We start from the raw sequence: 21,352 nt of genomic DNA, 5'->3' as shown, positions 1-21,352 counted from the left end.
GCTGTCCATTGATCAGTGACCTGAACGAGGCCTGCCGCCCATGCCTGACTGCAACTTGCCCGCCAGCCTGCATTACGTTGACGATAGCCAGCCCGGCCTGAGCCGGCGCCGCTGGCGTGACCGTTTCATCTATTTGGATGCCCAAGGCCAACGTGTGCGCGACAGTGAAACGCTGGCGCGCATCGCCGCCCTGGTGATCCCGCCGGCCTACACCGACGTGTGGATCTGCGCCGACCCGCAAGGCCACCTGCAAGCCACAGGGCGCGATGCGCGTGGCCGCAAGCAGTACCGCTACCACGCCCAGTGGCGCGAGCTGCGCGATCAACACAAATATGGGCGCATGCTGGCCTTTGCCCAGGCATTGCCCAAGCTTCGCGCACAGCTGGAGACACACCTGGCGCGCCCGGGGCTGGACCGGGAAAAGGTAATGGCACTGGTGGTCAGCCTGCTGGACCACACACTGATCCGCATCGGCAACGAGCGCTACCTGCGCGACAACAAATCCTACGGCCTGACCACGCTGCGCAACCGCCACGTCAAGGTCGAGGGCAGCACCATCCGCTTCCAGTTCCGCGGCAAGCGCGGCGTGGAACACAATGTCACCCTGCGCGACCGACGCCTGGCCAACCTGCTCAAACGCTGCATGGAGCTGCCGGGGCAGGCGCTGTTCCAGTATCTGGACGAAGAAGGCCAGCGGCACAGCATTGGGTCCAGTGAGATCAACCAGTTCCTGCAACAACTGACCGGGGCCGATTTCACTGCCAAGGATTACCGCACCTGGGCAGGTAGCAGCCTGGCGCTGAGCCTGCTCAGGCCGCTGGCCTGGGAGCCCGAGAGCGAGGCAAAGCGCCAGGTTGCGAGTATCGTCAAGCAGGTGGCCGCGCGCCTGGGCAATACCCCTGCCGTGTGCAGGCGCTGCTACATCCACCCTGCAGTGCTGGAGCATTACGCCTTGGGGCGCCTGGCAGAGCTGCCAGGCAGCCGTGTGCGCAAAGGCCTTGATCCCGAAGAGGTAGCGTTGCTGTTGTTTCTGCAGGCACTGGAGCAAGCGCAAGCCAATTGAGCGAACCTATGCCTGCAATCATGCAGAGAAATTTCCCATTAAGGCCGAAGCCCCCTATCCTTGCCACCGAGCACCTTCGCCGGGACGCTTACCGCGTTTTACAACGGCACCTGCAACTAAAGACACACAACAGAATTTGTCTGACGGGGAATTAATATCCGCCGAAAGCGTCTTTAATGAGAAGGAAGAGGGACAGGCTCCCACCACTGCGGCACTTGCCGGGTGGATTTTGATATCACCAAGGAGAACTACATGCTGATACTCACCCGTAAGGTTGGCGAAAGCATCGTCATCAACGATGACATCAAAGTCACCATTCTGGGCGTGAAGGGGATGCAGGTGAGGATTGGCATCGATGCACCAAAGGATGTCCAGGTGCACCGGGAAGAAATCTTCAAGCGTATCCAGGCCGGCAGCCCGGCCCCGGAAAAGCACGACGACCAACACTGATTGCGACACTTCAAGCCGCACGGACGCGCTTGATCGATTGGGTACACACACCGCAGCCCGAGCCTCAGGCGCCAAGCAGCTCGCGCACTTTGGCGATCAACTTGTCCACGTCGAACGGTTTGTCGAACGCCGCAGCGAACAGCTCCGGGCGTCCCTGGCTGGCCTGCGCGCCGCTCATGAGGATCACGGGCAGGTCGGGCAACTGCAACTCTTTGCGGATCGCCAGCACCAGCTCTTCGCCGTTGAGCACCGGCATCATGTAATCGGTGATCACCAGATCCACGCGTTTTTCCTGTAACGCTTCCAGGGCCTTGCGCCCATTGCTCGCCTTTTCCACCAAAAAGCCTTCGTCCTCCAGGGCAAAGCCCAGGATATCGGCGATCAGATATTCGTCATCGACGATCAGGATAGTGTTCATCAGCAGGCCCTTCACCCGCTGCCTTGGGGCACCGGAGTACCCGAGAGCACACCGGATGCGCCCTCGAAAGTCTTGTCCAGGTGGATGCCCTGCGGCCCGATACGCAACTCATGCAGCGCGGGGTCGTGATGGCTGTCACGCACCTTGAGCACAGACAACATGCGCCGCAGTTGCGAATCCAGTTCGACAAAACGCATCAGCAAGAGGTTATCGACGATGCTCGACAGATCGGGGGCCGGGGCGGTGATTTCCGAGCCGAAGAGGTCGCGCATCTCCCAGGTGAGCATGACGCTGATATCGCGTGCGCGCAGCTCGCCAGTCAAGGCGCGGAAGAACGCGTTGAGCCGTGCCGGATCAGTTGCCAGGCGGCTGAATGCGCCCAGGCTGTCTATCAGGACACGCTTGCTGCCCTGCTGCTGAACTTGTTCCAGCAGGCGCGCACCAACCTGGTCGAGCAAACCCTCGGTAGTCGGCTGCCAGCTCAATTGCAAAGCACCTTGCCGTTCCAGCGCGGCGAAATCGTAACCCAAGGAGGTGGCCTTCAGGCGTAACCTTGCAGGTGTTTCATAGAAGCCAAAATGCAGCGCGGGGCCTTGGGCAGTTGCTGCGCCAAGAAAGGCCAGGCCCAGTGACGTCTTGCCAACGCCCGAGGGGCCCATCAACAAACTGACCGAGCCACTGGCCAGCCCGCCCCCCAGCATTTCATCCAGCGTGGATACGCCCGTGGTCACCTGGCTCAGCGTGGCCGAGCCCAGCTGGCTGGGGTGGCTGTACAGCGCCTCCAGGCGCGGATACACATGGATCCCGGCCTCGTCGATCAGGCATTCATGGCGCCCGGACAGCGCCCCACTACCCCGCGTTTTGCGCAGTTGCACATGGCGCACGGCGCGGCTGCCCAGCAGTTGTTCGCCCAGTTCGATCACGCCATCGACCATGGTGTGCTCGGGGCTGCCTTCATCGAGCCGGGCACTGGTCAGCAGCAGCACGGTACAGCCGGCAAAAGCGGCATGCCCCTGCAATTCGGAAACGAACTTCTTGGTGTCCAGTGCCGTTTCCGCGCGGACCCGGGCGTTGAGCACGCCGTCAACGATCAGCAGGCTGGCTTGCTGCCGGCCGATTTCCTGGCGGAGCAATTTGACCACCGCATCGAGCCCCTCTTGTTCAAGGGTATCGAAGGCGCTGACGAATTGGACCTGGTCACCGATCAGCGTCGAGTCGAAGAACCTCAAGGTCGCCAGGTACTGAAAAAGCCGTTCATGGGACTCGCTGAGCAAGGTGGCAACCAATACTCGGCCGCCGTTGCGCACATGACCACAGGCCAATTGGTTGGCGAGAATGGTCTTGCCGGCGCCAGGCGGCCCCTGAACGATGTATGAGCCACCTGCGACCAGGCCGCCCTTGAGTAGGGCATCGAGCCCTTCGATCCCCGTCAACAGCCGCTTGAGTGCCTGAACCATGAGGATTACCTGTGGAGTTGAGGGGCCGCAGCGCGCTCCGACGTCGGCAGGTAAAGGCGTATGCAGGTGCCTTTGCCGACCGTGCTCTGCACAGTGATTGCGCCGTTGCTTTGCTTGGCAAAGCCGTAGGCCTGACTGAGCCCAAGGCCTGTACCCTTGCCAAAAGGCTTGGTGGTGAAAAATGGCTCGAAGATGCGTGGCAGTACTTGGGGGTCGATGCCAGCACCGGTGTCGCGCACTTCAAAGCACACGAACGGGCCGTGCAGCCCGTCCACTTCGCCCGTCAGCACCACAGCATCAAGCGCAATGCAGATCGCACCCCGCTCGCCAATTGCATCGCGGGCATTGAACAGCAAATTGAGCAATACCATCTGTAACTGCCCGGCATCCACTTCGATCACGGGCAAGTCAGGTTGCAGGTGCTCCTGCAACTCGACATCGCTCGGCAAGGCGTGCTCCAGCAAACTGCGCGTCGAAGCCAGCACAGTGGCGGGTGCGACCATCGTGACATCCATCTGCCGATGCCGAGCGAACGTCAGCAGTTGCTGAGTCAGCTGGGTACCACGCCGGCCCGCATCCACGATGTGCTCCAGCATACGCTGCACACGCGCCGGGTCCTGGCTATTGAGTGCCAACTTGGCCGAACTCATGATGATAGTGAGCAGGTTGTTGAAATCATGCGCCAACCCACCGGTCAACTGGCCCAGCGCCTCGAGCTTTTGCGCCTGGAACAGTTGGGCGCGGATGGCGTCCAGTTGCAGTGCCGATTCGCGCCGGTCTGTAATATCGCGCGTGACCTTGGCCAGGCCAATGATGTGCCCCAGATCATCGCGGATCACATCGAGGGCGGCCAACGCCCAGAATTGCGTACCGTCCTTGCGTACCCGCCAGCCCTCATCCTGCGCCACGCCCAGTTCAAGGGCTTGCTTGAGCAAATAGTCAGGACGCCCTTCGGCGCAGTCCTGGGGGGTGAAGAACAGCGAGAAATGCCGGCCTATAACTTCGTCAGCACGGTAACCCTTGATCCGCTCGGCGCCTGCATTCCACGACACCACATGGCCAGAGGGGTCGAGCATGTAGATGGCATAGTCCACCACAGCCTGCACCAACTGCTCGTAGCGGTTGGCGGTCATTACAGGCGAGGCGATGCAGTCGGCTGAAACCATGCAAACTCCACAGGCACAGCGGTTGGGCGGCAATGAGTTCGGCCAGAGTAGCCCCCAAGCATGGGCGGACGATGAACCCGTCAGCACGGTGAGGACAGGCTTGGGACATGGATGCAGCACTCATTGGATCCAGTCAGGAACGGCACAGTGGCCTAATGACAGTAAGGTGTCAATCGCCTGTGCCAAAGCCACCCCACTTCTTAGATCATAGGCGCTATAGTTGACTCAAATATAACAATGGGTTATAAAGCGCGCTTGATTGCCAGGGCCTTCTGCTTAGAAGCGTGCCGGCATCACGCGTGCGAGTGTGGTGGAATTGGTATACACAGCAGACTTAAAATCTGTCGGCGTGAGCCTTGCGGGTTCGAGTCCCGCCACTCGCACCATACTTCCAGGAAAGGCGCCCTTGCGGCGCCTTTTTGCTGCCCGGCGGAAATTCGCCATGCAGCTGCTAAAGTGGAGCTTGTCTGCATCCACTGGAATGCCACCATGCGCTACTCCCTGTTCGCTGGCCAACGCGACGTGATCATCCTGATCGCCCGTGTGCTATTGATGATCCTCTTCGTCATTTCCGGCTGGGCGAAGCTGACCGGCTTCGATGGCACGGTCGGCTACATGACCTCGCTGGGCGCCCCCGCGCCCATGGTTGCCGCAGCGATCGCCGTGATCATGGAGTTCTTCGTCGCCATCATCCTGATCCTCGGCTTCTACACCCGCCCGCTGGCCTTCCTGTTCGCCCTGTTCGTGCTGGGCACCGCGCTGATCGGACATCCATTCTGGAACATGGTCGACCCTGAACGGGCCGCCAACATGACCCAGTTCCTAAAAAACCTGAGCATTGTTGGCGGCTTGCTGCTCCTGGCGGTGAGCGGCCCGGGGCGCTTCTCGCTGGACGGGCGTTGAGTCAGTCTTCCAGGTCGTCGTGCCAGGCTGGGTGGTCGCGCTCGTCGTCATCGAGGTCATCCAGCAACGCATCGTCCTCCTCGACTTCATCCTCGGCACCCTGAGCGTCCGCTTCGGGTTCGAAGCCGTCGTAGAGAAATTCGTGGTCGAGCAGGTGATCGTGTTCAGGCTCGTGCAGGTCGTCTTCGTGGCGCATGATCGCTCCTGGGAAAGTGGCACGCCTGTATAAGCGCATCGGGTGGCATGGTCAATGGATGGGGCGGGGGTTAATGCTGACTTAACCGGTAACCTTCATCCTGCAAGCTCTCCCTTCAAACGTGACTTGCCCGCCTTAATGGCGGGCTTTTTTTGCACTGCCCTTCATCAGTGACAGACTTCTTCGATGGAACTTCTCCCCCACCTGCCACGCTCGCAAACCTTGCAGGACCCGGAATTTTCAAGGAGAAATCTCATGGCAGTAAACATCGACAGTCTCATCATTACCACTCCGGTGCCGAAATCCGCCTCCAACCCGGTCGCCTTGGAAGTCACTGGCGCACAGGCATTGGCTAGCCTGACCCACGTTGTTGCACGCCAGAGTGACGGCTCGATACGCATGACCGCGCCGACCAAGGGTGCTTCCAGCAAAAGTACTCACCGAACACGCTGCGAATGGAAAGAAGCCGTGTATTGGTCACTGGGCAGCGCAGCGCGCCACCGCAATCACCAGACAATGACCCTTGAGAAGGTAAATCTGGCGCGAAAGGTGGTAATTGCCCAGTTGCATGTGAAAGACAATAACAGCCCGCCAATCAAGGTGTTCTGGAACAAAGGCAAAATCACTGTCGGCTTTCGTTCAGATTTTAACCAGGCCACGCCAGTCAACAGCACCGTGCTGGCCGAGGTGCCGCTGGGTACGCGTTTCGATGTGAGCATCGAGGTGAGCGAAAGTGGCGCTTGCATGGTCAGTGCAAGCAGCAATGGCCGCAGCGGCACCACGACCGCACTGCAACTGGCGCCATCCTGGGCGACGCAGACGCTGAATTTTCACGGCGGCGTCTACAACCAGGTGGACTACAGCGATGACACGCCGGCAGAGGATGCCTCGGTGTGCGTGATCAGCGCACTTGAACTGAGCCATGAGTGAGCCAGCCATGACAGGCTGCGAACAAGCTCTTCACAAATTTATGACAAGTGCATAGGCACACTGACATTGCTTCGTACGTTCTTTAGGCCCGCCACTTGTTGGCGGGTTTTCTTTTTCTGGTGCCTTGGGGGTCGCACGACTGGCCGGGCTCGCGCGCCAAAAACTACTGACGGGCGCTCAGACCGGAGCGTCAAGAACGGTCACCCTCACACCCGTAGCCAAAACCTCGTACTCTGTTTCAGAAATCTTTTTCACATCCCCCCCAGCCTGCATTTCGAAATGCTTCAAGCCCTCATGCCGAACCATGCCGTGCGGCGAGCGCTCAACGGTTTCATCTTGATAAATGTTGATCACGTACCGCACGTTGTCCGTGCCGACACCGATGATTTTTCCGACATATTTATCTGCCATGTCCGCATCTCCTTCATTACCTCACCGTAGCGGGTGCTTGTTGATCAAGCCACCCTGCTGAGGGATGCAGCCGACTTTCAGACAATCGGGTGCCGCAGCGCCCAACAAGCTCACGCACGACCCTTGGTCAACTTTTTGTACTAATCAGTACATTCCATGGGTAAAATCCACTACGACTGGCAATTGCCCTACAAACCTACGATCTGGTCATGGAGTGTATTGAGACGATGCAAACGGATTCAAATCGCCTGATGACCGCTCTGGAGCACAAGATGCTGCTTGAGAATTTCAGCATCAGCGCTACCCGGATTGAGGAGCAACTGAAATACATCGTTTGCGGGCAATCCACATCAGGCGAACTAGAGGTGCTGCTTGGCCCATATGAGAATTGCGAGAGCCTGGGTGACCTGAGATTGCTCAGGTGGGTGTTTGTCTACACTGAGGGGGCCCTGGGCCTGAGCGACCCTCAGGTACTTACGGTGGCAATCGACGCAAAGGGCTGCGTAACTGATTTTGCCCTCGTCTAGCGTGCTGACCTGATCGGAGAATCCCTTTCCTCTTGGAATAACGCACTTACCCACTCGACAAATACGCGCACATTGGGGGACAGGCGCCGGCGATCCGGAAACAGCACGGAAACGGTCTTCGGCTCGACTGGAACATCCGGCAGAACCTCCACCAGGCCCCCGCTATCGATGTATCGCTGCAACGCCGGGCGCAACCCCTGCACCATCCCGACCCCCGCCAGCGCGCAGCAGAGTAACGCCCCGGCATTGTCGACGACGATGGCGCTGCGCATCTTTACACTGATCATTTTACCGTTGCCCCTGAATCGCCAAGGCATGATCTGGCGGCGCTGCTCAACCATGAAGTTGACTGCCAGGTGCGCCTGTAAATCATCCAGCGTGCCGGGTAACCCATGTTTCTTTACGTAGGCGGGAGCCGCGCAGGTCACCAAAGCAACCTCGCCGATACGTTTGGCAACCAGGCTCGAATCATCCAGATCACCGAGCCGCACGGAACAATCGATGCCTTGCGCGATAAGGTCGTTCAGATTGTCAGAGGTTGCCAGAGATATTTCCAGGCCAGGGTAGCGATCCATGAACTCGGGCAATCGCGGGATTATCACCGCCTGGCCGAGTACGGTCTGCATGTCGATCCTGAGCTTGCCTCGCGGCGGGCGGGTCGGCGAAAACCAGTCCAGCGTGTCCGCTAGCTCAGCGAGTAATTTCAGGCTTCGTTCATAGAACTCATCGCCAGCGGGCGTAGTGTTCACCCTGCGCGTGGTGCGGTGTAACAGCTGAACGCCCAATTCGTGCTCAAGATTCTGGATGAGCTTGGAGAGTGCCGGGCGATGCACATTGAGCGCCTCGGCCGCTTTGGTATAGCTGCCATGCTCAACAACTGCCACGAACATTTGCATGGCTTCGATCAGGTTCATCGCGATCTTCCAGTTACCTGTGCATTGGGCCAGACGTACTCTGCACTAAGGACGATAGCGAAGCCAGGCGCCTCTCTCATACACCAAAACAAAATATGCCATCACTGCTTGGTAGCAAGCAGCGATGGCATACCGCAGCCTGGCTGACGGCCGCAGGATGCTATTCAGTCAACCACGACGACGATCTTGCCGATCTGCGCATTCGACTCCATTCGGCGGTGTGCTGCCGCAATTTCATTGAGCGGGAAGACCTGGTCGATGACGGGCTTGAGCTGACCACCTGCCAAGCCTTTGCCAACGAATGCCTTGGCATTGGCCAGCTTTTGAATATCTGTGGTGATTTCGAACAGCTCGTAGCCGCGCACGGTCAGGTGTTTGCCAAGAATGTCGAAGACCGGAACCGGGATATCGCGATGATCGAGAGCGCCGTACTGGAAGAAGATCCCGGTATTGGCCATGGATTTGATCAACTTGGTTGCCTCGGGGCCACCAACGGGGTCGAAAACAATACGCGCGCCTTCGCCCTCGGTGATCGCGGCCACCTCGGCAATCAGATCCTCTTCCTGGGTGGCGATTACATATTTTGCACCAACATCCAGCAACGCCTGGCGCTTGGCACTTGTGCGAGTAAGGGCCACCGGGATGGCGCCTAGCATGTTGGCGATCTGGATCGCTGCCAGGCCGACACTGCTCGACGCAGCCGGGATGAGCACGGTTTCGCCAGCCTTTAGATTGCCGTACTCAACCAGGGCGCCGTATGCAGTGACAAACATCATCCAGCTGGCCGCTGCCTCCACGAAGCTGAGGTTGGACGGATGCTTGACGACAGCATGCGCGGGCGCATTGACCACCTCGCCATACATGCCGTAATCAGCGAATGAAAACGACGGCACGACGCTAACTACGTCACCGGGAACAACATCGCTGACGTCACTACCAACCGCGCGGACAATCCCGGCCGCTTCATAGCCGAGCTTCGCCGGGAACTGCGGATCAATCACGTACTGCCCAGTGCGGTACATGATTTCCGCACGGTTCAAGCCGATAGCTTTTACTTCGATCTGAACCTCGCCGCTTTTCGGCGCGGGTACAGCGACTTCATCGAGAATCAGAACATCAGCGTCACCGGTACGGTGAAAGTGAACGACCTTGGGCATGGCACACCTCATTAACGGCTAGGGATAACGGTTCCTTCTGGAAGTCGCGCCCATGCTACCCACCCGTTTGCCTGGGATAGAGAGCTGTTCGGCTCATAAATTGGTACTCAACAAGAACCAATCCCTGGCCGGTCAGCGAATAGAAAGGGCGCGCAGGGCGCATCGAAAGTGAGCCGACCGGCCGTGACCTGCTCATTGAAACACTGCTTGAACGCCGCAAGCTCCAGGGCGTGCGCGACTCTCGGCTCATCACCGACGGCTCCGGGCCTGCGAATGAGAAGATCACCAAGCGAGTTTATCGTCGCGTCAGCGAGGTGGTCAGCCCAACCAAGTAACGGTCTGATGCGCAAACGATGCCTTGTGATGCGGAAACGATCAGGTTTTCTAGCGCGCAAAGAAAAACCCCGCAGACGTTAATCTGCGGGGCTTTCGAATGTGGAGGCCGAGGTCGGAATCGAACCGGCGTAGACGGATTTGCAATCCGATCTAAGAATTGCCGTTTCATGCGGACTGTATCGAAAAATCAGTTCCAAAACGAAACTGGATTTGCTCGCCTACAACCCGCATTCTAAAAGGGTCGTCGTTTCAGTTTTGGAACCGTTTTTTGGCCATCTTCCCGCCACCCTCCAGTAATGGAGTAGCGCAAAAAGCAGACAACAAGCCGCGCTTGATCCGGTATAGGGTCGGCACTGATTGGAAGCCTCCTCGGTATCTACTGCCAACATCACCATGCAGTTTTTAAGGGGTGTTGGGTGGTGGTAAAGGATTGATTTCATTGGGCTAAACACCCCTCCGCCCCCCTCAATCTCCATCATTGGTATCCCCTGGTCCCCATGGCTAAATATCCGCTATCGACCCATGTGCTGCATACGGTCATAGGGAGGTTTAATACAAAAATGAGTTTAAATGAGCTTACGCCGAGAGATAATCGTCGACTGACTCAACAGTGCAATAACCGAACTCAAAGGCTGACATCAGCGCTGCATGTACGTGGGCGGCAGGTACAGCCACTCCGCGAAATGTCAGATCCAGCGTGGCGCAGGCGTCATGCAGCACAGTGACCTTATACCCCATGTCTACGGCAGCGCGAACTGCGGCATCAATGCACATGTGGCTCATCGCACCTATGACCACGATTTCATCGACGTTAGCGGCTTCCAACTGCTGCTTCAGATCAGTTTCCCTGAAGGCATTAATGTGTTTTTTTACGATTACAGATTCATTACCTTGTGGAGCTACATCGGGTTGGATTTCCGCACCAGCCGACCCCTTTGCAAAGATTGGAGCGCCTTCAGCGGACTCATGCCGTATGTGAAAAACAGGAAATCCCGTATCACGGGCGTGGCTGATCACCCGGATTGCATTCTCGACAATGGTGTCAACGCCGGTCAAAGGCAGCTTGCCAGTGGGTAGGTATTCGTTTTGCAGGTCAACTACAACTAGGGCTCGCTTCATGAGGAATCTCCAGTCAAATTATCAATGAACTGATGTAGAAGGCCGAGATTTCGTGGACAGGTAATCCAGCGTCATCTACGGCCCAATTGATTAGTACCTCAGCGAAGTGCCGTCTTCCGGAATATCGACTTGGCTTTCGATACCGTGCTTCGTGATGTAGGTACGCAACTGCTCACGGGACAGGGACATATGGTTGATTGCGTCCATGTGCACGGCGACAATTTTCGCGTCTTTGGCAGTTTTTGAGGCGCGCAATACATCTTCCTCGCCCATGATGATTGAGCCCTTGTACCCGGTCATCATTGCCTTGCCGGCATTAAGTACGATGATTTGTGGATGATATTTTTCGATGGTCTGATCCACCTCTTTACGCCAGACAGTATCGCCAGCGAGGTAAAGGGTCTTGTAGCCTGGCGCTTCGAAAACCACACCCATGGCCTCTCCTAGCGGCTTAGCGAGTGCGGGCACCGCATACATTTCATCTGTGCCATGTTGACCACCAGTTTTGGTAATTTTGACTCCGCCGAATTCAGCTTCATTAGTCAACACGCGCACATTTTTGAAACCCTGGGAGCGAATTAGCTGCGCGTCTTCTTCATGCTGAGCGAACAGAGGGATATCCTTAGGTAGTGCTTTCTGCGCAGCATCATCCCAGTGGTCGAGATGCGTATGAGTGACGATGACAGCGTCGACACCAGAGATCACTTTTTCCGGCGACTCGGTGAGGTCAACCAGTGGATTGCGCAGGTTGCTACGGTAGGTATTTTCAAATCCCGGATATGCGCCCTTTTTTGCAAGCATCGGGTCTATCAAAAATGTCGTCCCACCATAGGTGATTTTTGCCGTTGCGTTACGCACTTGCTCAAAAGCCACTTTATGAGATGCGTCAGGCGCTGCGGAGGCGGCTGTAGCTGCGAAGGCCGGCGAAGTGGCAGCGATGCTGATGGCAAAAGCCAGAGCTCTATATTTCATCAAATTGATCCTGTTGATTCATCAAGGACACCATTTTTGCTTAACGCTGGCGTGTCAAACAGTGGCCTGAATGACATATTTCGATATAATTGGGCCAAATGATGGGCATTATCGGTGGAAGCCGATGGTGGTCGGCGTGCCCTTTCCATCCGTGACAACGCGATCAGCGTGTGCGGTCGTCCATAACTCCTGTGTGCGATAGGCTTGAGCCATACAGGGTGAATCTGAGGCTGACAGATGCAATCCATACGTGTTGCTGTTCTAGCGTTTAATGGCGTAAGCCTGTTCCATCTATCTGTGCCGGGCGTCGTACTAGGTGCAGCGCGAGCCGCGCCTGATGAGCCTCTTTACGAGATCAATTACTGTGCTGAGGTGCCGGGACTGGTGAGCAGTGACCAAGGCATCGCGCTGGCGGTAACCCACGGCCTGGAACTGATGGAGGGGTCTGATGTAATTGTCATTCCAGCGTGGGGCGATCAATCGGTCACTGCATCTGCACAGCTAATGAGGGCGCTGCAGGTCGCCAATTCCAAAGGCAAGCTGATAGTAGGGTTATGCTTGGGCGCATTTGTGCTCGGCGATGCCGGACTACTTGATGGGAAAGAGGCAACGACTCACTGGATGGCCCGTGACGAGTTTGCGCGACGTTTCCCTGAGGTTCATTTTCGGCCTGAGGTGCTCTATGTAGGTGATGGCAATATAATGACCTCCGCCGGAACCGTGGCGGCAATCGATTGTTGCCTACATCTCATACGCCAGCGGCTCGGTGCTGATGTGGCGAATCGCACCGCTAAGATGCTGGTGACACCGCCGCATAGGCAGGGAGGCCAAGCTCAGTACGTAGAGCATCCTGTGCCGCAGCTACCTAGCGAGACTCATTTCTCTGATGTACTAGCGTGGGCTCGCATCAATCTGGCCGATGATTTGTCGCTCGACGTCATGGCAGACATGGCGAAAACGAGTAGGCGCACCTTTACTCGTCGGTTTAAGGAGACCACCGGCACTACCGTGTCCAAATGGTTGAGCGCTGAACGCGTTGCCAGAGCGCAGGAGTTATTAGAAAAGACTGACCTACCGATTGAATGCATCGCGAGTGAAGTAGGTTTTGGAACGCCCCTATCTTTAAGAAAACAATTTGGCGCTCATCTGGGCACATCGCCATCTGATTATCGGAAGATGTTTTGTCTCGGAATGAAGTCAAAGACTGACTAAGTGGCCACCATATTCCTAAGTAAATCTCGCCCAGTTCTGTCGGCAGTTAGTGTCCTCACGAAGCATACTGCCCCCCCTAGTGATCAATGGCGCGGGCGGCCGATTGCAGGCCAAAGCCAGAGGCCGCTATGGGTCGACAGCGGTCAGTCGCGACCGACTGCAGTCGACCCGAAGCAGTCCTTCAAAGAGGATAACTGACAGCCGCAAACCGCCGCTACAGAGCACTCAGCAGAGGTCATTACCAAATCATGATTAGATTCTCTGGCCCGTGGAGCACCATTGCTTCAGGCCCTGTCCAGGCGTCAGGGTGCACATTGACATGGAGAGTACCTCTATCTAAGACCAATACAATAACGTCGGCCTCTTCGTCTGCACGTATTTCTTTAAGCGCACAGCCAATGAGATCGGAAAAGATTAGACCTTCAAACCGACAAGGGTTATATATAGACAACACGGCGCCGCCCACAAAAAACTAGCTGGAGGTAGTCATCGACTTTTAGAGCGTCACTGACTAATAGATACGACAATGCGGACAACCATTCCTTGATGGGGGAACCGGGCGTCTGCTTAACCATGAAGCGCCGCCTCGACAATGCTCTGGACTCGGGCCATCGTTATACCGGTGTATTGCTCTACAGAGAGGGGGTGAACTGTATGATCAAATAAGATAAGTGGACGCTCACCCAAAGGCATAGTTTGAACTTGAATTTCAAGACCCAACGTTGACGGCTCGTAGGGCAAATCGCTCTGCAGCCACCCGCAGTACGGCGGTTCGGCTTCCCTGCCATCACGTTCCCAAAGCTCACACATTCGAAGAAAATTGCTTTCGCTCAATGAGATCCATGCCAACCAGGCAAATGGACCGACACCGTCGGTTACAGGGATGAGAATACGTCCTAGGACGAAGAAATGCTCGCCATCAATCACGCATTGATCAGATGACAATTCGCCTCGTTCATCTCGCTCGGTCTCTGGTATTGAGTACCAAAGGTCTGGCGCGCTCGGGCCAAAGCACATCGGCAACTCATCGTGCGGCTTGCCGCAGGTGTTACATATAAAACCGCTCACAGTGACTTCCATGTTTGTAGAGAGCCTAACGGGTGAATACCGCACAAGAGCGTTATTCAGCATGCTCGCAAGCCTACACGGCTAAACCCGGTACGTGAACGGATTTAAGTTCGGCTTTCAGCGAATAACTGTTGGTTCAAGGGCAGACGTGACCCGATGCCCCCCTTTCGCTACCAGGCGATGACTATCGGCAATCGGTGGCGGGCACTGCTCAGTCATGACTTCTCTTGGTCGACAGGTGTCCGCGATGACCGTCCGCTTGGGTCGTATGCGGACGGTCGCCAAGGGCGCTATGAGTTGAAAGCCGGTCGCAGCGAGCCATCATATAGCCACCTGTCATTCTGCGCCATCTACTGCTTCACCAGAGGCTGTGCGTTGCCAAGTCTGCCTACGGTTTTCAAGACCGTGGTATAAGCGCCCAATCCATGCGGTTTCAGGGGCAAGATCGATTCCAAAACAAAGGCGAAACGGCACGGCTACAGGCCGCATACTGCAAGGGTCGCCATTTCAGTTTTGGAACCGATTCTAGAGCGTTTTTACCTTCCATCCGGGAGACGCCCTAGCACATAGCACCGTGACATCAAAGGCATTATCCTTGTGCCTCGCCACATCACCGACCAGGACGCGCCACCATGAAGAGGCTAGCTGTAGCAATCGTATTGATCGCTCTGTCTCCCGCCGCATTTGCGGGATGTTACGGCACTGGTACCTTCAAGACTTGCACCGATAACAGCGGGAACACGTATAACGTTCAGCGCTTCGGCAACACCACGAACGTGCAAGGATTCAATGCTGGCAATGGCTCCTCTTGGAATCAGCACAGCACTACCATGGGAAACACCACCTTCCACAACGGCACCTCTGCCAACGGCAACTCATGGAACGGGACGAGCCAACAGATCGGCAATACAGTTATCAATCGTGGTGTTGACTCTCGTGGGAACGCCTATCACTCGACCTGCAACAGCTACGGCTGCTACTGAATTTCCAGTACTGCAGCAGTAGTGTGAGAAACGCACCTCAGGCCGCGCACTTCGCGGCCTATGCATCGGGTGTGTCTAATATGCATTAGCGATTTTGGTCGACTTTGGCCCAGTAAAACCACGTAGCTTTACCGCAGTTTTAGACATCCGAAGCACCCTTCCCTGGCGTTCTGCCAACTACGATCCGTCCTGGCTCGTGCTCAACCCAACCCTCATATTCAAAAAGGCCAATGTGCCAAGCATCCTCGTGCTCTAGCAGAGCCCACACCCTTGCCGCCTCCGCAAGCTCGAGCATGTCGCATAGGCAGCCATCATCAACTTCCCGGCGCCGGCGCGCGGCGAATGCCATCTCGCTGAGCACGGCCGCGCGTCCGTCGGGGTCCGTGACGAGGGCAAACCGGTCGTCAAGCTCAGCCAGCCAAGCCCGTGGTATTCCGCTCATCATTCAGTCCTGCACCACCACGACTGCGCATAGATCACGCCGTCGATTTCCTCCACCCCATTGATGTTCATGCCGAGCTGGGCCATGCCGTTGACCTTGGCATCGAGCAAGCGCGGGATGATGTCAGGCCCGGGTGTCGGGTTGAACACCCACGCTTGGGTCGCGACTCGGCCCAGCACTTCGCTGTGATGGTCACCAATATGGACGTCAGCCCGCAGGGGCTTGATCTTCCTGAGGCGATCAGAGGGGATGGCCACGCCATTCTCGCGGCGTCGAACGAGGAGGAAGTACATGGGGCACCTATACTGTATAAAAAAACAGTATCGTATAGAGCAGGCGTCTTGCGGGCAATTGTCGATCAGCGGACCTAATGAACGGGCGGCGGCTCTTCACCGCGAGCTGCGGCCATAGCACGAAGTTGGTAGTCGGTGACCGCCTGGTACTGTGCCTCGGCAATTAGGCGCAGACGCTCCAGCTCTTCCGCTGGCTCACCCGAAGCCTGTGCCTCATGGTAACGCTTCCATGCCTGTACGGCGTTGGTGTACATGGGATGATCAGGGTAGAGGATCGGCGGCTTACGGTTCATCGGAGCTCCATTCTGAGGCGGCCATCACTGAATGGTAGACGGTGCCCGTCCTGCTTGGATTAACTGGTAATCGATAACCGCTTGGTGTAGCGAATCCGCCAGTAGACGCAACCGCTGGATTTCACTCGAAGGCAAGCCAGCGGCCTCCGCTTCGTGATACTCCCGCATAGCATCGATAGCCTGTTTGATCAGCGGCTCACCCGCTTCCACCAGCCCAATAAAAGTGCGCTTCCCCACCACCCTGCTCCGATCAGTTGGTCAGCGCATTATAGGATGCTTCGCAGGCCAGGCCGGCTATTCGGGCACGGTCATAAGCTTTCGCCAGCTCTCCCGCTCGAGCATCAGCCCGGTCGCGCAGTTCGGAGAGCACCATTGCGGCGCGGGTGGCTGCTTGGCCTCGGGCGACAGCGGCGGTATCCGTGCCGGTGCAACTGACGGTGGCGGCGAGCTTGGCGCCTTCGTGCTGCAGCCGCTGGCCAGCAGCATCGGCGCCAGCAGCGCCAGCATCAGCAATCGTTCGTTCTTCCTGAGCATGCGCTCTCACCTCCTCCTGCGCCGTGGCGCGCCGTTGTTCTTCCTGCCGGGCACCGCGCTCGCCGAGCACCTCGGCCAGGCGGTCGCCGCTGTCTCGTTCTGCTGATGCCTGGTCGGCTTCGGCCCGCTCCACCGATCTGCCATGCTGGTAGACGCCCCAATAGGATGCCAACAACAGCAACAGGACAATGCAGCGCAGGGGCGCGCTGTATCTGGCTACCAGTTGTTCCATGCTGCCTCCCAGTCGGGAAGGTCGACCGTCTGGCCGGCCAGTTGATGGGTGCTGTCCGCCAGGTACTGGATGCGCCCTTCGGTTACGAAGGAGTGGCAGATAGTCTCCTTGCTGCCCATCCGATACCGAGACAGAACGGACGGCGTAAAGGTCGGGGCCTCGGCGTCGCCGTTATAGCCCCAGCGCGGCCCATTGCCTGCACCCACGTTCAGGCTATGGGGGAGATTGCAGCCATTGCAGAAAAACCAGGGCGAGCCATCTTCGGCCTGCCCCAAGCACCGGCCAATCGTCTTGATCGTCATGCCAGCGCCCTCCTTACCCCTTCGTCAATGATCGCCGGCGTATAAGGGTTGCCGCCGTTCTCATGAATGATGATGCTGACCACCATCCCGCGCAGCGTGACCGGATCTTTGATGTTGATCGGGTCGGTGGTGCGCACGCCCAGGCACTTGGCCACGGCTGCAGCGTAGGCCTGGGTGTCGTTCTCGTTGCTCGGCGCCCAGCGGTTGATAGTCTCAAGAACGGTATCGATACCCTTCCCGCCCACGCCTGGCATACCGTCTTTGCCCCGGTAGTTGATGAGCAGCTTGCCCAAAGCGCGGATGCCGTTCTCCGGGGTGTCGAAGATGGCGAAGCGGCCACCAGGTTCCTTGCCGATCTGGCCCTGCCAGTTGTTGCGAGGGTTGAAATCGATATTGCCGGGGTTGCGGTTGCGCACGCCCCGGGGCTGGGATTGGGTCATGAGTTTTCTCCAGGCAAAAAAAAACGCCTTGCGGCGGTCTTTGGGTAGGATCTGCCACAGGGGCGGATCAGGAACCAGTCAACAAGTGACCTTTGTCAGATCTCTGGTATGAGATTGCACTCTCGATTTGGCCCCTTATCAAATACCAAACTTAATGCAACGCTGTGGAGAGTAAATGGAACAATCAACGATCCAAAAGGCAGAGCTTATGGACGCACTCAGCATGGCGATCGCGTTTTACCAAAGCGGGTTCCCGCAAGAGGGGGAGGCGTCATTCAAGAAATTTGTCGCCAAGAAGCTCCCTGACCTTAAGGAGTCAATCTGCTACAAAAGCTTAGCCCTCTTCGCCCAAGAAGAGCATGTTGGTAGTTGGTCTAGCATGAAATGGAAGGAGACCGATAAGCGATGGGACAAACTGAACGAGTATGTGGAGAATTACTATCCATTTAGCGGATTCTTCACCCTTGCTGCAGCCTGCGTAATTTAATGCTGAGGGAATTTACTCCTTATCAACAATGGTCAGTCCGTTGGTGGGGCGGGCCAATCAATGATTTCGGGGTAGCCGCCCTGCTCAGGAACTCGGCTCAGCGCAACGCGGTATTTCTTCCAGAGCTTGAGACGGGCCTCTTCGTCCGTCGTTGCTTCGTCGATGTCGACCGCATCCTGCAGCGGGGCAATAGCGTCGTCTGCCACCTTGCGTAATCCGGCGATCTCTGCCTGAACTTGCTCCAGCAAAGCAGCAGCGGCAGCGGCCTCTTTCATTTCGGCCGTGACCATCATGGACCAATCAATGTCACTCATCGTCAACCACCTCGGCTTCGATTGGGTTAGGTTCGTCCTCAGCCAAAGGGGGCTCCTCGGGGGCACGGAGGCTGGGCTGCGGTAGGTCCACCGTGCCGTCATCAGTCAGGACAATCGGCTGCGGGAATCTTGTTTCCTCCGGGGCGTCAGCGCCGTGAGGAAGAATGAGGGTCAAGTGAAGCTCCCCGTTAATGCGGTCGACTTGTCCAGAGAACCATTTCGACGATATAGCCTCAGCCGGCAGGGTCGCGCCCTCCAATAGCGGACCGAAGTCGAACACGTCGCCGTTCACGTAAAGTAGATCGCCTTCGCGATCTACCATCAATTCCTCGTCCATGCGGACGGGCGACAACTTGATGATCATATGAAACACCCTCAATACCAGCGGCCGATTGCATGCCAAGTGTAAACAACATCAACACCGGATGGCACGGATGAATAAAGTTCGAACGTAAAGGTGCCATTCAAGGTGTTTGATCTATAAGGCAAGATGGTTACCCTGTAGGAGCCTGACCACACGCCTCCGCTCAAACTTACTAAGTTTGAATAAAATGGAACAGGCCACGTGATCAGGTCGCCGGCAGGGCTAATATAGACACCCCCCGCCACGGAAGTGATGCCCGAAGAGTATGTTTTCAAGCCCCAACAAATTTGAGTTCCGTCCGCAAAGCGAACATACTCGCCATTCGCATTACTACCGCGCTCAACGATTGCACCTGTCGGAACGCCACCGTTTTGCGACACTGTGCCGACGATATCGACAGTCTTTAACATGTACTGCCAAGGTTGCCAGACACCACCTACCTGTACCCGCTCATAAGTTCGGTGCGGTGTTTGAACGCTCGTGAATACCTGCTTCGCATAACCCGAGGTAGGGTGGCGGTAGTGGTGAATGTACCCTTGCGACGCCCCGGTCCCAGAGCCGAGCGGTCCGTCGTCGACCGTGGCGCCGCAGTAGTAGAAGCCCGATGCTGTGATGCTTGCAAGACTGGTTGGTGTGGGGGGCAATACACAGGTATTACCTATGCCGAAGTCGCCTACACGCAACACGCGCCCTAGGGTATTATCTAGCGTAGAAGTGGTTAGAGTTCCGCCAGCGGAAGTACCGATAGAGGAGCTCTTGACGGTCTCTTCCCAATCGGACCACGTGCCGTTGTTGCGTCGACGGAACCAGAGACGGCTGGCGGCGTAGCCGAATACTAGTTGATGCGCAGAAGACGCCCCGTTGAAACACTGAGTGAAGCAAACAGAGCCGGACGACGCACCTACCGGCACATTCACGGTGTTACTGGCGATGTTGTAAAAGCCGGTCAACCCGCAGTCGTTCAGATCGCTGTTGGGCACTGCGACACCCTGAGAACCGCCCAACCCAAAAGCGCCGACCAACAGGGCACGACCGGCAGTCGCATCGTTGGCGGCAGTTTGAGCGTCGACCGTAGCTAATGTGCCCAACCCCAACGTGACGCGCTGGGCAGCGGCGTTGGCGTCATCGAGTAGTGCGCGGCCCGCCGCCGTCAACGGGGCCATGGCCAGCGTGTTGGTGCCAGTGGTGTACATCATCTGATTCGCCGACCACACCAAAGCGGCAATCGCACTCAACTTGGCATTGGTCGGCTGGCTAATAGTGCCGCCATAGAGTTCGTCAAAGTTGGCATTGGTTTTCTGGAACGCCGTACGGGCATCATCCCCGTCCAGGCCATTGGGGGCTGAACCAAGGGCGATAACTTGCTTGGCCATCTGGCCTCCTATTTATAATCCTGTCACATCGGCAATCAGCGAACTGCCGCCGGTGTAGTAACGGTCGTAAGACGGTGGCGCAGGCGGCACGGGGGCATACCACGGTGCCTCCATGGCCATGTACGGATATAGACTTGTCACAGTCACCCCATCCGATCTGCAATAGAGGAGATAGGTGTACCAAGCATGTAAATAGTACGGAACCTCTCCGGAGGAAGATGGGATGAAGTCAGATGTCCATCTACCCATGAACTGCGGAAAATTAACCGCATATTTTTTCCCGGCGGGATGGTTGTAGCTCGCACTGCCGGTGAACGACGGGATAACCCCCTTTACTTTGCAAAACTTGGATGCAGCATCAAATACAAGCTCACCAGCCGGGTTCCATATTTGCAGGCCGTATAGAGATGCTGCCGGCGGCTGCTTGCGGAAAACAAAGATCTCAACCGTAACCCCCAGGGCCCTCGTCACGACAATACAACGGTTGTTGCCATTGGTTTCGATCCGCCGGACCATAAAGCCGAACTCACTCGTGCAATGAACAAACACAAGGTCTTGCGGTGATGCCACATAGAACTGGACACCGCGCACAAACAAGCCATCGAACGGGATGTTGTCGGCGGAGGTTATTAACTGCTTACTGACCATCGCGAAGTTGACCCAGCTGTCATCAATCTGAACCAGTCCATCGGGCGTGAAGACTTGAAGACCTGCAGGCATCAGAACACCCCAACCGTTATGTATGAGGGCGACTGGTTCTTGTTAGCCTCAAAGGTCCAAGTGATCGTTTCCGCCGCCTGATTGATCGAAATGGCCGGCACAAACAAAGCCAGTGAGCCTTGAGTAGAGGACACTGGCGTCGCAGCAAAAAACGGTGTTCCCGAACTCAAACCAGGCACAGAAGCAGAGCCCGATGATGCTCCCGTGTAGACCGTTCCGAGCATCTTGGCCAGCCGGTCGGTGATATCCACGACTATGTTCCCGGCCTCATCCCAA

The 21,352-nt window shown here is 56.9% G+C and carries 30 protein-coding genes and 1 tRNA gene; 9 read left to right on the top strand and 22 right to left on the bottom strand.

Annotated features, from left to right (window positions below):
- The first annotated feature begins 40 nt into the window (after positions 1-40).
- Together IWW33_RS21100 and csrA are read left to right on the top strand one after the other, a co-directional pair.
- Entirely contained in the window at positions 41-1,063 is a 1,023-nt protein-coding gene (locus tag IWW33_RS21100) for a DNA topoisomerase IB (protein ID WP_046785731.1), read from the top strand.
- A gap of 252 nt (positions 1,064-1,315) precedes the next feature.
- Positions 1,316-1,513, top strand: coding sequence for a carbon storage regulator CsrA (gene csrA / locus IWW33_RS21095; protein WP_012315047.1), 198 nt, complete (start codon positions 1,316-1,318; stop codon positions 1,511-1,513).
- Between the two features lie 64 nt (positions 1,514-1,577).
- Here csrA and IWW33_RS21090 read toward each other — a convergent pair whose 3' ends face one another.
- The 3 genes from IWW33_RS21090 to IWW33_RS21080 are packed head-to-tail and all read right to left on the bottom strand — an operon-like array spanning position 1,578 to position 4,554.
- On the bottom strand, positions 1,578-1,931 hold the full coding sequence (locus IWW33_RS21090) for a response regulator (RefSeq protein ID WP_012315048.1): 354 nt from the start codon (positions 1,929-1,931) through the stop codon (positions 1,578-1,580).
- An 11-nt stretch (positions 1,932-1,942) separates the two neighbouring features.
- Positions 1,943-3,388: an ATPase domain-containing protein gene (locus tag IWW33_RS21085; protein ID WP_174142502.1), complete on the bottom strand. Its 1,446-nt coding sequence runs from the start codon at positions 3,386-3,388 to the stop codon at positions 1,943-1,945.
- A 5-nt stretch (positions 3,389-3,393) separates the two neighbouring features.
- The gene (locus tag IWW33_RS21080) at positions 3,394-4,554 is read right to left on the bottom strand and encodes an ATP-binding protein (RefSeq protein ID WP_115274395.1); all 1,161 of its coding nucleotides are present in this window, start codon (positions 4,552-4,554) and stop codon (positions 3,394-3,396) included.
- Between the two features lie 301 nt (positions 4,555-4,855).
- Between IWW33_RS21080 and IWW33_RS21075 the strand changes: the two genes are divergently transcribed.
- A tRNA-Leu gene (locus IWW33_RS21075) sits at positions 4,856-4,940 on the top strand.
- Positions 4,941-5,043: 103 nt separating this feature from the next.
- Positions 5,044-5,457 carry a DoxX family protein gene (locus IWW33_RS21070; protein WP_115274394.1) on the top strand — a complete coding sequence of 138 codons (414 nt, stop codon included), beginning with the start codon at positions 5,044-5,046 and terminating at the stop codon, positions 5,455-5,457.
- A 1-nt stretch (position 5,458) separates the two neighbouring features.
- Here the strand turns inward: IWW33_RS21070 and IWW33_RS21065 are convergent, their stop codons facing one another.
- Positions 5,459-5,653 carry a hypothetical protein gene (locus IWW33_RS21065; RefSeq protein WP_115274393.1) on the bottom strand — a complete coding sequence of 65 codons (195 nt, stop codon included), beginning with the start codon at positions 5,651-5,653 and terminating at the stop codon, positions 5,459-5,461.
- Between the two features lie 255 nt (positions 5,654-5,908).
- Between IWW33_RS21065 and IWW33_RS21060 the strand changes: the two genes are divergently transcribed.
- Entirely contained in the window at positions 5,909-6,583 is a 675-nt protein-coding gene (locus tag IWW33_RS21060; RefSeq protein WP_119687347.1) for a polysaccharide lyase family 7 protein, read from the top strand.
- A 177-nt stretch (positions 6,584-6,760) separates the two neighbouring features.
- Here IWW33_RS21060 and IWW33_RS21055 read toward each other — a convergent pair whose 3' ends face one another.
- Positions 6,761-6,994, bottom strand: coding sequence for a hypothetical protein (locus IWW33_RS21055; protein ID WP_046785726.1), 234 nt, complete (start codon positions 6,992-6,994; stop codon positions 6,761-6,763).
- A gap of 209 nt (positions 6,995-7,203) precedes the next feature.
- Between IWW33_RS21055 and IWW33_RS21050 the strand changes: the two genes are divergently transcribed.
- The gene (locus tag IWW33_RS21050; RefSeq protein WP_144415451.1) at positions 7,204-7,521 is read left to right on the top strand and encodes a hypothetical protein; all 318 of its coding nucleotides are present in this window, start codon (positions 7,204-7,206) and stop codon (positions 7,519-7,521) included.
- Here the strand turns inward: IWW33_RS21050 and IWW33_RS21045 are convergent.
- From IWW33_RS21045 to IWW33_RS21030, 4 genes are all read right to left on the bottom strand, one after another.
- Entirely contained in the window at positions 7,518-8,435 is a 918-nt protein-coding gene (locus IWW33_RS21045) for a LysR family transcriptional regulator (RefSeq protein ID WP_115274391.1), read from the bottom strand. The two genes, IWW33_RS21050 and IWW33_RS21045, sit on opposite strands and share 4 nt — an antisense overlap.
- A 164-nt stretch (positions 8,436-8,599) precedes the next feature.
- Positions 8,600-9,592 carry a zinc-dependent alcohol dehydrogenase family protein gene (locus IWW33_RS21040; RefSeq protein ID WP_119687348.1) on the bottom strand — a complete coding sequence of 331 codons (993 nt, stop codon included), beginning with the start codon at positions 9,590-9,592 and terminating at the stop codon, positions 8,600-8,602.
- A gap of 912 nt (positions 9,593-10,504) precedes the next feature.
- On the bottom strand, positions 10,505-11,047 hold the full coding sequence (locus IWW33_RS21035; protein WP_196914396.1) for a cysteine hydrolase family protein: 543 nt from the start codon (positions 11,045-11,047) through the stop codon (positions 10,505-10,507).
- A gap of 90 nt (positions 11,048-11,137) precedes the next feature.
- Positions 11,138-12,019 carry an MBL fold metallo-hydrolase gene (locus IWW33_RS21030; protein WP_196914395.1) on the bottom strand — a complete coding sequence of 294 codons (882 nt, stop codon included), beginning with the start codon at positions 12,017-12,019 and terminating at the stop codon, positions 11,138-11,140.
- A gap of 237 nt (positions 12,020-12,256) precedes the next feature.
- Between IWW33_RS21030 and IWW33_RS21025 the strand changes: the two genes are divergently transcribed.
- Positions 12,257-13,231, top strand: coding sequence for a helix-turn-helix domain-containing protein (locus tag IWW33_RS21025; RefSeq protein ID WP_196914394.1), 975 nt, complete (start codon positions 12,257-12,259; stop codon positions 13,229-13,231).
- Between the two features lie 567 nt (positions 13,232-13,798).
- Here IWW33_RS21025 and IWW33_RS21020 read toward each other — a convergent pair.
- On the bottom strand, positions 13,799-14,311 hold the full coding sequence (locus IWW33_RS21020) for a DUF2199 domain-containing protein (RefSeq protein ID WP_174142504.1): 513 nt from the start codon (positions 14,309-14,311) through the stop codon (positions 13,799-13,801).
- A 620-nt stretch (positions 14,312-14,931) separates the two neighbouring features.
- Here IWW33_RS21020 and IWW33_RS21015 point away from each other — a divergent pair.
- Positions 14,932-15,282 (top strand): hypothetical protein, encoded by a 351-nt coding sequence (locus tag IWW33_RS21015; RefSeq protein WP_196914393.1) that lies wholly within the window; start codon positions 14,932-14,934, stop codon positions 15,280-15,282.
- 139 nt (positions 15,283-15,421) lie between these two features.
- On the opposite strand, the gene IWW33_RS26735 is transcribed toward IWW33_RS21015, so the two are convergent.
- The 7 genes from IWW33_RS26735 to IWW33_RS20990 form a co-directional block, all read right to left on the bottom strand.
- Complete coding sequence (locus IWW33_RS26735) at positions 15,422-15,727, bottom strand: hypothetical protein (protein ID WP_231386177.1); 306 nt, start codon at positions 15,725-15,727, stop codon at positions 15,422-15,424.
- Complete coding sequence (locus tag IWW33_RS21010; RefSeq protein WP_196914392.1) at positions 15,724-16,017, bottom strand: hypothetical protein; 294 nt, start codon at positions 16,015-16,017, stop codon at positions 15,724-15,726. The genes IWW33_RS26735 and IWW33_RS21010 overlap by 4 nt, the downstream gene beginning before the upstream one ends.
- A gap of 74 nt (positions 16,018-16,091) precedes the next feature.
- A complete protein-coding gene (locus IWW33_RS21005; RefSeq protein ID WP_196914391.1) occupies positions 16,092-16,310 on the bottom strand; it encodes a hypothetical protein in 219 nt (72 codons plus the stop codon).
- Positions 16,311-16,334: 24 nt separating this feature from the next.
- Positions 16,335-16,547 (bottom strand): hypothetical protein, encoded by a 213-nt coding sequence (locus tag IWW33_RS26730; RefSeq protein ID WP_348635187.1) that lies wholly within the window; start codon positions 16,545-16,547, stop codon positions 16,335-16,337.
- A 13-nt stretch (positions 16,548-16,560) separates the two neighbouring features.
- Positions 16,561-17,076 (bottom strand): DUF2514 domain-containing protein, encoded by a 516-nt coding sequence (locus tag IWW33_RS21000; RefSeq protein ID WP_196914390.1) that lies wholly within the window; start codon positions 17,074-17,076, stop codon positions 16,561-16,563.
- Positions 17,061-17,378, bottom strand: a complete 318-nt coding sequence (locus IWW33_RS20995; RefSeq protein WP_196914389.1) for a DUF6527 family protein — start codon at positions 17,376-17,378, stop codon at positions 17,061-17,063. The genes IWW33_RS21000 and IWW33_RS20995 overlap by 16 nt, the downstream gene beginning before the upstream one ends.
- Positions 17,375-17,818 carry a structural protein P5 gene (locus IWW33_RS20990; protein ID WP_196914388.1) on the bottom strand — a complete coding sequence of 148 codons (444 nt, stop codon included), beginning with the start codon at positions 17,816-17,818 and terminating at the stop codon, positions 17,375-17,377. The genes IWW33_RS20995 and IWW33_RS20990 overlap by 4 nt, the downstream gene beginning before the upstream one ends.
- 175 nt (positions 17,819-17,993) lie before the next feature.
- On the opposite strand from IWW33_RS20990, the gene IWW33_RS20985 reads away from it, so the two are divergent.
- Complete coding sequence (locus IWW33_RS20985) at positions 17,994-18,305, top strand: hypothetical protein (RefSeq protein WP_196914387.1); 312 nt, start codon at positions 17,994-17,996, stop codon at positions 18,303-18,305.
- 32 nt (positions 18,306-18,337) lie between these two features.
- On the opposite strand, the gene IWW33_RS20980 is transcribed toward IWW33_RS20985, so the two are convergent.
- Genes IWW33_RS20980 through IWW33_RS20960 form a run of 5 tightly spaced genes read right to left on the bottom strand, consistent with a single transcriptional unit; the run spans position 18,338 to position 21,327 of the window.
- Positions 18,338-18,619, bottom strand: coding sequence for a tail fiber assembly protein (locus tag IWW33_RS20980; RefSeq protein WP_196914386.1), 282 nt, complete (start codon positions 18,617-18,619; stop codon positions 18,338-18,340).
- Positions 18,612-18,983, bottom strand: coding sequence for a hypothetical protein (locus IWW33_RS20975; RefSeq protein ID WP_231386176.1), 372 nt, complete (start codon positions 18,981-18,983; stop codon positions 18,612-18,614). Before IWW33_RS20975 ends, IWW33_RS20980 begins: the two co-directional genes overlap by 8 nt.
- Positions 18,984-18,994: 11 nt before the next feature.
- A complete protein-coding gene (locus IWW33_RS26725; RefSeq protein ID WP_231386175.1) occupies positions 18,995-20,356 on the bottom strand; it encodes a pyocin knob domain-containing protein in 1,362 nt (453 codons plus the stop codon).
- Between the two features lie 12 nt (positions 20,357-20,368).
- Positions 20,369-21,076 (bottom strand): hypothetical protein, encoded by a 708-nt coding sequence (locus IWW33_RS20965; protein ID WP_196914385.1) that lies wholly within the window; start codon positions 21,074-21,076, stop codon positions 20,369-20,371.
- Complete coding sequence (locus IWW33_RS20960) at positions 21,076-21,327, bottom strand: hypothetical protein (protein ID WP_196914384.1); 252 nt, start codon at positions 21,325-21,327, stop codon at positions 21,076-21,078. Before IWW33_RS20960 ends, IWW33_RS20965 begins: the two co-directional genes overlap by 1 nt.
- Positions 21,328-21,352: the final 25 nt, after the last annotated feature.

The organism is Pseudomonas sp. M2 (genome assembly GCF_015751845.1).
Classification (GTDB): Bacteria; Pseudomonadota; Gammaproteobacteria; order Pseudomonadales; family Pseudomonadaceae; genus Aquipseudomonas; species Aquipseudomonas putida_E.
The sequence above is the reverse complement of the archived record's forward strand: the minus strand, read 5'-3'. Positions and strand labels throughout refer to the sequence as shown.

Excerpts from the sequence above, each read along its gene's own strand:
- IWW33_RS21100 (WP_046785731.1), top strand. The coding sequence starts at position 41 with ATGCCTGACTGCAACTTGCCCGCCAGCCTGCATTACGTTGACGATAGC.
- csrA (WP_012315047.1), top strand. The coding sequence starts at position 1,316 with ATGCTGATACTCACCCGTAAGGTTGGCGAAAGCATCGTCATCAACGAT.
- IWW33_RS21090 (WP_012315048.1), bottom strand. The coding sequence starts at position 1,931 with ATGAACACTATCCTGATCGTCGATGACGAATATCTGATCGCCGATATC.
- IWW33_RS21085 (WP_174142502.1), bottom strand. The coding sequence starts at position 3,388 with ATGGTTCAGGCACTCAAGCGGCTGTTGACGGGGATCGAAGGGCTCGAT.
- IWW33_RS21080 (WP_115274395.1), bottom strand. The coding sequence starts at position 4,554 with ATGGTTTCAGCCGACTGCATCGCCTCGCCTGTAATGACCGCCAACCGC.
- IWW33_RS21070 (WP_115274394.1), top strand. The coding sequence starts at position 5,044 with ATGCGCTACTCCCTGTTCGCTGGCCAACGCGACGTGATCATCCTGATC.
- IWW33_RS21065 (WP_115274393.1), bottom strand. The coding sequence starts at position 5,653 with ATGCGCCACGAAGACGACCTGCACGAGCCTGAACACGATCACCTGCTC.
- IWW33_RS21060 (WP_119687347.1), top strand. The coding sequence starts at position 5,909 with ATGGCAGTAAACATCGACAGTCTCATCATTACCACTCCGGTGCCGAAA.
- IWW33_RS21055 (WP_046785726.1), bottom strand. The coding sequence starts at position 6,994 with ATGGCAGATAAATATGTCGGAAAAATCATCGGTGTCGGCACGGACAAC.
- IWW33_RS21050 (WP_144415451.1), top strand. The coding sequence starts at position 7,204 with ATGGAGTGTATTGAGACGATGCAAACGGATTCAAATCGCCTGATGACC.
- IWW33_RS21045 (WP_115274391.1), bottom strand. The coding sequence starts at position 8,435 with ATGAACCTGATCGAAGCCATGCAAATGTTCGTGGCAGTTGTTGAGCAT.
- IWW33_RS21040 (WP_119687348.1), bottom strand. The coding sequence starts at position 9,592 with ATGCCCAAGGTCGTTCACTTTCACCGTACCGGTGACGCTGATGTTCTG.
- IWW33_RS21035 (WP_196914396.1), bottom strand. The coding sequence starts at position 11,047 with ATGAAGCGAGCCCTAGTTGTAGTTGACCTGCAAAACGAATACCTACCC.
- IWW33_RS21030 (WP_196914395.1), bottom strand. The coding sequence starts at position 12,019 with ATGAAATATAGAGCTCTGGCTTTTGCCATCAGCATCGCTGCCACTTCG.
- IWW33_RS21025 (WP_196914394.1), top strand. The coding sequence starts at position 12,257 with ATGCAATCCATACGTGTTGCTGTTCTAGCGTTTAATGGCGTAAGCCTG.
- IWW33_RS21020 (WP_174142504.1), bottom strand. The coding sequence starts at position 14,311 with ATGGAAGTCACTGTGAGCGGTTTTATATGTAACACCTGCGGCAAGCCG.
- IWW33_RS21015 (WP_196914393.1), top strand. The coding sequence starts at position 14,932 with ATGAAGAGGCTAGCTGTAGCAATCGTATTGATCGCTCTGTCTCCCGCC.
- IWW33_RS26735 (WP_231386177.1), bottom strand. The coding sequence starts at position 15,727 with ATGATGAGCGGAATACCACGGGCTTGGCTGGCTGAGCTTGACGACCGG.
- IWW33_RS21010 (WP_196914392.1), bottom strand. The coding sequence starts at position 16,017 with ATGTACTTCCTCCTCGTTCGACGCCGCGAGAATGGCGTGGCCATCCCC.
- IWW33_RS21005 (WP_196914391.1), bottom strand. The coding sequence starts at position 16,310 with ATGAACCGTAAGCCGCCGATCCTCTACCCTGATCATCCCATGTACACC.
- IWW33_RS21000 (WP_196914390.1), bottom strand. The coding sequence starts at position 17,076 with ATGGAACAACTGGTAGCCAGATACAGCGCGCCCCTGCGCTGCATTGTC.
- IWW33_RS20995 (WP_196914389.1), bottom strand. The coding sequence starts at position 17,378 with ATGACGATCAAGACGATTGGCCGGTGCTTGGGGCAGGCCGAAGATGGC.
- IWW33_RS20990 (WP_196914388.1), bottom strand. The coding sequence starts at position 17,818 with ATGACCCAATCCCAGCCCCGGGGCGTGCGCAACCGCAACCCCGGCAAT.
- IWW33_RS20985 (WP_196914387.1), top strand. The coding sequence starts at position 17,994 with ATGGAACAATCAACGATCCAAAAGGCAGAGCTTATGGACGCACTCAGC.
- IWW33_RS20980 (WP_196914386.1), bottom strand. The coding sequence starts at position 18,619 with ATGAGTGACATTGATTGGTCCATGATGGTCACGGCCGAAATGAAAGAG.
- IWW33_RS20975 (WP_231386176.1), bottom strand. The coding sequence starts at position 18,983 with ATGATCATCAAGTTGTCGCCCGTCCGCATGGACGAGGAATTGATGGTA.
- IWW33_RS26725 (WP_231386175.1), bottom strand. The coding sequence starts at position 20,356 with ATGGCCAAGCAAGTTATCGCCCTTGGTTCAGCCCCCAATGGCCTGGAC.
- IWW33_RS20965 (WP_196914385.1), bottom strand. The coding sequence starts at position 21,076 with ATGCCTGCAGGTCTTCAAGTCTTCACGCCCGATGGACTGGTTCAGATT.